Source organism: Mesorhizobium amorphae (genome assembly GCF_014843845.1).
Classification (GTDB): domain Bacteria; phylum Pseudomonadota; class Alphaproteobacteria; order Rhizobiales; family Rhizobiaceae; genus Mesorhizobium; species Mesorhizobium amorphae_A.
The window spans coordinates 121936-130410 of sequence record NZ_JHQS01000019.1; the positions used below are offsets into that span (position 1 = coordinate 121936).

Here is an 8475-nt window from a genome sequence, read left to right on the forward strand (position 1 = left end):
GGCATTTAGTTGACGTAGTCAAGTAAATCCACAACCCTCGTCATCCCAGGGCAGGTTGTCAGATGACGCAGGAAATTCAGCCGCTGGTCGCAGATCTTGGCGATCAGGGCGTCGTGGTTGTTGACGCCCTTCAGCCCATCAAGCGTCGAAAAGCCCATGACGCCGTCGATGGCTCGCTTGTAGAGCGGCCCGAGCGCGCGCTGCAGCCATTTGATCTACTGGCTGACACCGGAATTGCCCGCGCCGTTGAGTACGACATAGTCGACGCCATCGGGCAGAAGGTCACCCTTGAAGGCGTCCCAATACTGTCGGTCGTAGATCTCATAGACCTCGCCCATGGTGATGTTTTTCACCCAGCGCGTGTCTTGCCCCTTGCCCTTGCGATAGGCGTCATAGACCCGCTGGGTGACGCCCTTATTGGCCCGCCCGGATCCTTGGGATGGTTGACGTAGCCGCCTTCATGCACCAGCAGTTTGTCGAGCGAAGCCCGTTCGCCGATTGCGCCATGGCCGTTTACCTTCAGCGATCTCGGAAGTTGTGTTCTCTGTTCTGTTGAAGCACTGTCGCTCGGTGGGGGAGGATATTCTTGTGACTGACAGCTTCAGCGCCGCGCTGCGGGCGATGTTCGATGAGATGAAGGCGGCCCCCGCAGAGATGCAGCCTTCGAAGTTCTGGCAAGACTTGAACCGACGACATGCCGAGCGCACAGCATCGTCCGGCATCGCGAATTTCAAACGGACGCTAGCCAAGGACTATTTCACATGGATGCGGGTTCTGCCTTGGGATCCTCAAATTCGTTTTTTGGTCGGCCACCTTCCACTCGCAGCCTCGCTCCGGGCCGCGCTTGGGGTCCTGTCTCCCTTCAAGCATCGCCATATTCCGTTGCTCGAGGGCTTCGCCCTGAACTTTCTCACCCGGCTCGTCTGGCAATATGCGGAGCAGGAATTTCCGGAAGAAATTGCGGCCCTGTCGGAGCCATCAATCGGCAATCCGCCGGCTATCCGCATCGGCAGAGGAATTGTTTCTCAGGACCTCGCAAATTCAATCCTGGAATATAAATCGATCGAACCAGTCGCGGCGGGTACGATTTGTGAGCTTGGTGGCGGCTATGGTCGAACAGCGTTCGTCATTGCTTCGCTACGTCCGACCGTCAGATACATCATGGTTGATATCCCGCCTGCGCTCGGGGTCGCCCAGGAATATCTCTGCCAGGTGTTTCCGGACAGGAAGCATTTCCGCTTTCGTCCCTTCAGCGATTTCGAAACCGTTCGAGAGGAATTCGAAGCATCCGCACTTGCCTTTCTGTTGCCTCACCAACTTTCACTTTTGCCCGATTCCACTGTCGATCTGTTCATCAACATCTCATCCCTGCATGAAATGCGGATCGACCAGATCGAATGTTACTTGTCGGAGATCTACCGCCTTGTACGTCCAGAAGGACACTTCTACCTCAAGGCCTGGAAAGTCTCGAAGGTACCATTCGAGGGAATCATCATCCGCGAGGGTGACTATCCGTTGGAGCGATGGCACCGGGTCTATCGTCGGCTGCCGAAGGTCCAGTCGAGTTTCTTTGAAACCTTGCTTCGCAAACCGAAAAATTGACTATGCTGAGAGCGCTGGCAGATCCGCAGATTGCGGTCAAAGCCCGGCGAACGACACGACCACCAGTGATCCGCCCGTGGCGGCGCTGGTCTCGACCGTGACTGATAGCGTCCCGGCAGCGCTGTCCATCAATCCGGCCGTCGAATGCCGTTCATTGGCAAAGCCGGCCGTGTCGAAATCGCTGATCTCGTCAAGATTGGTCCAGTACGATACCGTCGCAAGTGCCGAGAGGCGGTGCCCCTCACCCCATCGGCAGAGCCGGCCAGCGATCGACGATCCTGCCGCCGGAAAGCACCGCGATCGAGCCGAAATGCTGCAGCACGGCCTCGCTCTGCGTTGGCCGCAGGAAAGCATAGTCGCCGGGCTTGACCGTGGCACTGGCGGGCAGACCCATGAACTGCTGGTTGGAGGACAGGCCGATCAGACCGTTGGTCTTCATGCCCTCGGGAAACACCGGCTCGGCCATCCATTTGCCGCCATGGAGGTAGCAGCCCTTGCGCGGGAACAGGCCGAGTGTCTGCAACATCCGCGACAGGGCCGCCGGGCCGGGCAGCGCCGGCTCGACCGCCTTCAGGATCGGCGTCGCGATGAACGCCGCCGGCTGGAACCCGGCGAGCCCGGGCTTGTCGAAATCGCTGGGCAGGACGAAGGCGGAGCCGATCGACACTTCATTGGCCACCCCGCCATCGTGCAGTAGCGCCGTCTTCGAGCCGCCGATGTTGAGGATGCGGCGCTGGTCCTCGCCGAGGCAATCGGCGAACTCTTCGGCCAGCGCCGAGGCCTTTTTCAACGCGCCGGCCTGGCCGCCGAACAGGCCGGGAATTTCCGGTGCATGCGCCTCGTAGGCCATGATGCCTTCGCAGTGCAGCCGTTCTGGAATCGATAGCGCCTTCAGCGCCTCAGGGCTGGCAAAGCCGCCGCGGTGCAGCCCGACATCGACCTCGAAGGCGAAGCGCAGTTCGATGCCGAGCTCGGCGGCCAGCGCGCCGTACTCGGCCAGCCGCTCCTTCGTGTCGATCAGCCAGCAGACGCGCGACCGCTCCCCGCCGCCTCTCATCAGCATGGCCCTCGCCGCGCCGACCGGCATCGGCTTGCCATAGAGCATGTCGGCATCCGGAAAGGCGTCGAGCACGGCCTGCGTGACCGGTGGATGAAAGGTCATGAAGCGATGGGTGCCGAGCGCCTTGGCGATGTGCGACAGCAACGGCACGCAAGCCAGCGATTTGTCGACCAGCCGCACGGCAAGGCCGGGGTCCAGTCGCTCCTTTACCAGCGCGATGTTGTCGTCCAGCCTGTCGCGGTCGAGCAGCAGGCACGGCTGGAAAATGCCGGCCTCCTTCAGTGCGTCCGACAGCGCGGCGAAATAGGCGCTCATGTCTCGATACCGAACAGGCCCGCCATATAGGGCGAGACGAAGCGGTTTTGCGGATCGATGTCGCGGCGCACCGCCATCGCCTCGTCCCAGCGCGGATAGAGTTTCTTGAAATCCGCCGCCTTCAGGCTGTGCATCTTGCCCCAATGCGGCCTGCCGCCATATTTGCGGAAAATCGGCTCGGCCGCCCGCATGAACGGCAGCGGATCGTTCGCGGCATCGTGGTGGATGGCGATCGAGCAGGTGGGCCTTTTGTAGAAGGGCGACAGCCAGAATTCGTCTGCTGCCACCGAGCGCACCTCCATCGGGAAATAGACTTCCGGAAAACGCTTCTCGGTCAGTTCGATGATTTCGGCCAGCGCCTTTGGGCCCTCCTCGAAGGGCAGATGATATTCCATCTCGTTGAACCGGGTTTGCCGGTCGCTGGCATAGACGTTGAGCCAGTCCTGCACGTAGTCCTCCGCCGGCAGTTTGGCGATGGCGCCCAGGATCAGCCGGCGGCGCAGCGACGGCAGCCAGCGGAGTGCGGTGCGCAGCCGGCGCAGCGTGCGCAGCCCTGCCTCGTCGTCCTCGGTCGGCCGTGGCGTCGTCGCTGTATCGCTCAGATCGCTGGCGATGAACTGCGCATAGCCGGAAAACGGAATGTAGTAGAACTCGGCCGAGCGATGCGCGCGCATCATCGTCTCGAAGTCGCGCAACATGTCGGCGATCGGCAGCACCCATTTGCGGCGGCGCAGCCGATAGCTGGCGATGTTGTTCAATGTCACCTCGGTCAGGATGCCGAAGGCGCCCAGCGCGACGCCAATGGCGTGGATCGTCTCCTGATCCGCTGCCCTGGAGTATTCGCGCAGCTTGCCCAGCCCGTCGACAATCTGCACCGTCTCCAGTTGCGTGTGATAGGCGCCGAGCGTCGGCCCGGAGCCGTGGGTGGCGGTGCCGAGCGCGCCGCCAATTGCCTGGCGGTCGATGTCGCCCATATTGGGCAGGCCCTGGCCGATGCCTTGCAGCAGGTGCATTAGCGGGCCGAGCCTGGTCCCTGCCCGCACGCGTGCCTGATGCCTTGCCGCATCATGCGACACCAGCCCTTCGATCTTCTCCAGCGAGACAATCGTGCCTTCGGACTTCACCAGCGGGGTGAAGGAATGGCCGGCACCGACGACACGCAGCGGGCCGGGCGCGGTGCGCACCAGATCGGCGAGCTCATTCGTGTCGGCCGGGGTGGCGATCAGTTTCGGCTCGGCGCGGACGAAGCCGGACCAGTTGCTCCAACTGTTCGACATGGCGCCTCCTCCTCAGGCCTTTTGTTGGAGCATGATCTCTTCCGAAAACCGGTTTCCACTTTTCGGGATCATGCTGCTACGCGGCGGCGCCGCGACACGAGGACGAACAGGCCGAGCAGTACCACGCTGGCAAGCGCGCTGGCGGCGGCGAATTCCGGCACCGGGCGAAAATCCTTGCCGTCGATGAGCAGCGATGCCGCGATCGGGCCGATGGCCAGACCGAAGAGCTGGGCGGCCGGCACCAGCAGCACGGCCGTGCGCGTCTCATCCGCGGTAATCGCCAGCCGGATCTGGTAGGGCACGATGAACAGAAGGATGAAGCCCATGACCAAAGCCGCGACCCAGAAGGTCGTCAGGCCCGGTCCGCCGGCGAGCACCAGCGAGCTGACAAGCGCGACAGCGCCGATCGCCGCGATGGCGAGGCGATAATCGATGCGCGCCTCGAACGCGGTCGCCGTCATCGCGCCCAGAACCTGAACCGCGAGGCTGGCCGAGACGATCAGGCCGACGGTGCGTCCATCGATGCCGTACTGCGCGCCAAGCGGCTCCAGAAAAGCCCAGACCGCACCGAAGAACATGAAGTAGCAGAAGACCGACAGCAGCGCGGTCATCGAAGGGAGCGTCAGCACATTGGCCAGGTGCTCTTCCTTGGGCAGGTCGGCATAGTCGTCCGGCACCTTCCAGGCGATCACCAGGGACGCCAGGCAAACCAGGACCAGCGCAATGAAGCCGCCGGCCGACCCGGCAGCCGGAATCACATAGAGGGCAAGCCCCAGCGCCAGCGCGCATTGCATGAGCGTCTGGATGGTGACGAAATAGCCGCCGATGCGTTCGGCCCGCCGCGAGCGGGCAATGAGCTCGGTGGCGACCGCCACCAGGCCGCCCTCGGCGAGCCCGGCCACGGCACGTGCGGCGATCAGCGAATTCGGGCTGACGGCATAGGCCGTCCACCAATTGGCCAGCGCCAGCAGGATCAGCAGGACGGCGCTCTTCCAGCGCATGTTGCGCGCCGCAAGCAGCATCGCCACGATTGCCGAGCCGACGGCAATGGCGATCATCTCCGCCGTCGCGACGAGGGCAAGTTCGTCGCCAGTGACATGGCCCTCGGTGTAGAGGGCGCCGAGCAGCACCGGCTGCAGCCCGAGGATAAGCAGGCCGACCGAACCGATCCACAGGGCCGAGGCAAGCTCGGCGCCGGTCGGATTGCCGACCAGCCAATCGCCATTCCCCTGATGTCCGGCATTCGATGCCAAAGGTGCCTCCCCAACGTCCTTGCCGCACGGCGAAAAAACTGACAATCTGTCAGCATTTCTGGAAACTGAATCATGTTTCTTGTCAACCTGAAATTCGGACCTGTCGGAAAGGGTCGATGTAGTGGAAGCTAGGGGAATGGTGACCAAGCCCCGGCGCCTGCCCAAGCAGGAGCGCAGCCGCGAGCGCATCGACGCCATCCTGTCGACGACCATGCGGCTGATCGGCGAGAAGGGCATCGACGCCGTCACGATGAAGGAAGTGGGCGCGCTGGCCGGGGGGCCGATCGCCACCGTCTATCACTATTTTCCCAACAAATCGGCGATCCTGGCGATGCTCTACGAGCGCTTCTCCGAGGTCAGCCGCGCCCGCTTCGGTGCCATCATCGCGGAAATCCGCGCGCTGGACGACGTGACGGCGGCGGCCGATCGCCTGCTCGACGATTATTATGAGCGCGTCGCCGAAGACCCCGCCATCCAGGATCTGCAGAATGCGATCCAGGCCGACAAGGCGCTGCAGAATCTCGACATCGCCGAGACAAGGCAGCAGTCGAGGATGTTCTGCGACCATGTCGGGCCGCTCATCGATCCGGAAAAGCGCGAGCAGTTCGGGCGCGTGGTCTTCCTGATCTTCCAGCTTGCCGGCGGGGTGGTGCGGCTGGCGCTGACGCAGGACGAGGAGGAAGGCCGGCGGACGATTGATGACTACCGGTCGATCATTCACGCGCAGCTACGGTTGTTTCTTTGATCGACCTCAGGGATCCAGCTTCGGCGCCAATATCTCGACCAGCCAGTCGACGAACACCCTGACCCGCGGCGACAGCTGCCGGCTGCGCGGATAGAGCACCGAGATGGGCGTCGCTGTCGGCGGATAGTCGCTCAGCACCTCGACCAGCCTGCCCGCGGCAAGATCCTCGGCGAAACGAAGCCCCGGCGCCTGGTAGAGGCCGAAGCCAAGCCGCACCAGAGTGGCGCTGGTGTCTGAATTGGCCACGGTGACCAGCGACGGCAGGACGATCTCGCGGACCTTGCCGTCGACCATGAACTCCAGCGGCATCACCTGTCCGGTGCGCGAGGAGACAAAACCGATCATCCTGTGCCCGGCAAGATCGTCGAGAGAGCGCGGGACGCCGTGGCGGTCGAGATAGACGGGGCTGGCGACGGTGATCTCGCGCGCGGTGCCCAGCCGGCGCACGATCATGTCGCTGTCCGGAAGCACGCCGGCGCGGATGACGCAGTCGACGCCTTCGCGCACAAGATCGACCAGACGGTCCCCCTCGCCGATGTGCACGGTCAGGCCGGGATGGCGGGCGAGCAGCGACGGCAGTTCCGGCAGGATGAAGGTGCGCGCCATGTGGCCGTTGACGTCGATGCGCAGCCGTCCGCGAACCTCGTCCGCGGCAAAGCTGCCTTCGGCATCCTCGATGTCGGCCAGGATGCCGGTGCAGCGCTGATAATAGGCCTCGCCGTCGAGTGTTGTGGTGACGTGGCGGGTGGTGCGCCGCAGGAGTTGCACACCCAATCGTTCCTCGAGTTGCTTGATCGCGGAGGTCGCGCTGGAGCGCGGCAGGCCGAGATCGGCGGCGGCCGCCGTGAAACTGCGCCGCTCCACGACGCGGGTGAAGAGGCGCATGCTGTCGAGCTTGTCCATTTTTTCGATTGTTCGTCTTTTTTGAATAGAGAAGGCATTTATTGCCTGATTATATCCGCCAGACGGGAGAATAAATAGATGCCATCGCAAATCGATGGAGACGACCATGACCAAGACCAATCGCCCGATAGCCCTGATCACCGGCGGCAGCCGTGGATTGGGACGCAACACCGCGCTCAGCCTTGCCCGCAAGGGCGTCGACCTGGTGATCACCTACCGCTCCCGCGCCGATGAGGCCCTGGCGGCCATCGCGGAGATCGAGGCGGCGGGCGGCCGCGCCACGGCGCTGCAACTCGATACGGGCGCTGTCGTGACCTTCCCGGCCTTCGTCGAGGCATTGAAGCGGACGCTCCGCGAGACCTGGCAGCGCGACCAGTTCGACTTCCTCGTCAACAATGCCGGCACCGGCCTGCGCAAGACCATCGCCGAGACGACCGAAGAGGAATTCGACACGCTGGTGAACATCCACCTCAAGGGCGTGTTCTTCCTCACCCAGGCGCTGCTGCCGCTGGTCGCGGATGGTGGCCGCATCATCAATGTGTCGAGTGGGTTGGCGCGCTTCTCGGTCCCCGGCTCGGCCGCCTATGCGATGATGAAGGGCGGCATCGAGGTGTTCACGCGCTACCTCGCCAAGGAACTCGGCGCCCGCCACATCACCGCCAACACGGTGGCGCCCGGCGCGATCGCGACCGACTTCAACGGCGGCCATGTGCGCGACGACGCCGAGATCAACCGCATGGTGGCAGGCGTCACCGCGCTTGGCCGCGCCGGCGTGCCCGACGATATCGGCCCGATGATCGCCTCGCTGCTGTCGGACGACAGCCGCTGGGTCAATGCCCAGCGCATCGAGGCGTCGGGCGGCATGAACATCTAACCAGAACACCTCATCTCCCACACCCGCTGTTCCGCCGATCCTGGCCGGCGCAGCAGGCATTTTTCGTGACCAAAGCCAACAGCAATCGGCGCGTTCCAAAACCGGGAGATTGCTCGAACAAAATTTCGCGCCATTGCGCCCCCTCGCGCGCCTTGACTCTCGCCAGTCAGCAGCCTATTTCACCGGCACGTTAGCACTCGCCATTGGTGAGTGCTAACCAAGGGTCCGGCGCTGCCGGGCTTGGTTTGTCCGGCTTCGCCGGACGGAGGAACAGTTCTCACCGTTCTCATTCGAGGAAGAAAAAATGGCAAAGTCGAAGTTCCGCCCGCTTCATGACCGCGTGGTCGTTCGCCGGGTTGAATCCGAATCCAAGACCGCCGGCGGGATCATCATCCCGGATACGGCGAAGGAAAAGCCGCAGGAAGGCGAGATCATCGCCGTCGGTT

The 8475-nt window shown here is 63.3% G+C and carries 8 protein-coding genes and 2 pseudogenes; 4 read left to right on the top strand and 6 right to left on the bottom strand.

All coding sequences use genetic code 11. From position 1 onward, the window contains the following. Positions 1-5 precede the first annotated feature (5 nt). Positions 6-158 carry a hypothetical protein gene (locus DH08_RS36190; RefSeq protein WP_246800797.1) on the bottom strand — a complete coding sequence of 51 codons (153 nt, stop codon included), beginning with the start codon at positions 156-158 and terminating at the stop codon, positions 6-8. Between the two features lie 57 nt (positions 159-215). After that, a pseudogene (locus DH08_RS36195) lies at positions 216-418 on the bottom strand (glycosyl hydrolase 108 family protein); the annotation flags it as partial. Positions 419-588: 170 nt separating this feature from the next. Here DH08_RS36195 and DH08_RS12630 point away from each other — a divergent pair. Next, positions 589-1602 (top strand): putative sugar O-methyltransferase, encoded by a 1014-nt coding sequence (locus DH08_RS12630; RefSeq protein ID WP_192179619.1) that lies wholly within the window; start codon positions 589-591, stop codon positions 1600-1602. Positions 1603-1843: 241 nt separating this feature from the next. Here DH08_RS12630 and DH08_RS12635 read toward each other — a convergent pair whose 3' ends face one another. The 3 genes from DH08_RS12635 to DH08_RS12645 all read right to left on the bottom strand — a co-directional run bounded on the left by DH08_RS12635 (position 1844) and on the right by DH08_RS12645 (position 5507). Next, a complete protein-coding gene (locus tag DH08_RS12635) occupies positions 1844-2977 on the bottom strand; it encodes an alanine racemase (protein WP_192179620.1) in 1134 nt (377 codons plus the stop codon). After that, positions 2974-4254 (bottom strand): D-arabinono-1,4-lactone oxidase, encoded by a 1281-nt coding sequence (locus tag DH08_RS12640; protein WP_192179621.1) that lies wholly within the window; start codon positions 4252-4254, stop codon positions 2974-2976. The genes DH08_RS12635 and DH08_RS12640 overlap by 4 nt, the downstream gene beginning before the upstream one ends. A 68-nt stretch (positions 4255-4322) precedes the next feature. Next, positions 4323-5507, bottom strand: a complete 1185-nt coding sequence (locus DH08_RS12645) for an MFS transporter (protein WP_192179622.1) — start codon at positions 5505-5507, stop codon at positions 4323-4325. 136 nt (positions 5508-5643) lie between these two features. Between DH08_RS12645 and DH08_RS12650 the strand changes: the two genes are divergently transcribed. Further along, the gene (locus DH08_RS12650; RefSeq protein WP_192179623.1) at positions 5644-6252 is read left to right on the top strand and encodes a TetR/AcrR family transcriptional regulator; all 609 of its coding nucleotides are present in this window, start codon (positions 5644-5646) and stop codon (positions 6250-6252) included. A gap of 6 nt (positions 6253-6258) precedes the next feature. Here DH08_RS12650 and DH08_RS12655 read toward each other — a convergent pair whose 3' ends face one another. After that, entirely contained in the window at positions 6259-7155 is an 897-nt protein-coding gene (locus DH08_RS12655) for a LysR family transcriptional regulator (RefSeq protein WP_192179624.1), read from the bottom strand. Positions 7156-7249: 94 nt separating this feature from the next. Here DH08_RS12655 and DH08_RS12660 point away from each other — a divergent pair, with 94 nt between their 5' ends. Further along, positions 7250-8029: an SDR family NAD(P)-dependent oxidoreductase gene (locus DH08_RS12660; RefSeq protein ID WP_192179625.1), complete on the top strand. Its 780-nt coding sequence runs from the start codon at positions 7250-7252 to the stop codon at positions 8027-8029. Positions 8030-8333: 304 nt separating this feature from the next. Continuing rightward, positions 8334-8475, top strand: a pseudogene (locus DH08_RS12665) (co-chaperone GroES); the annotation flags it as partial.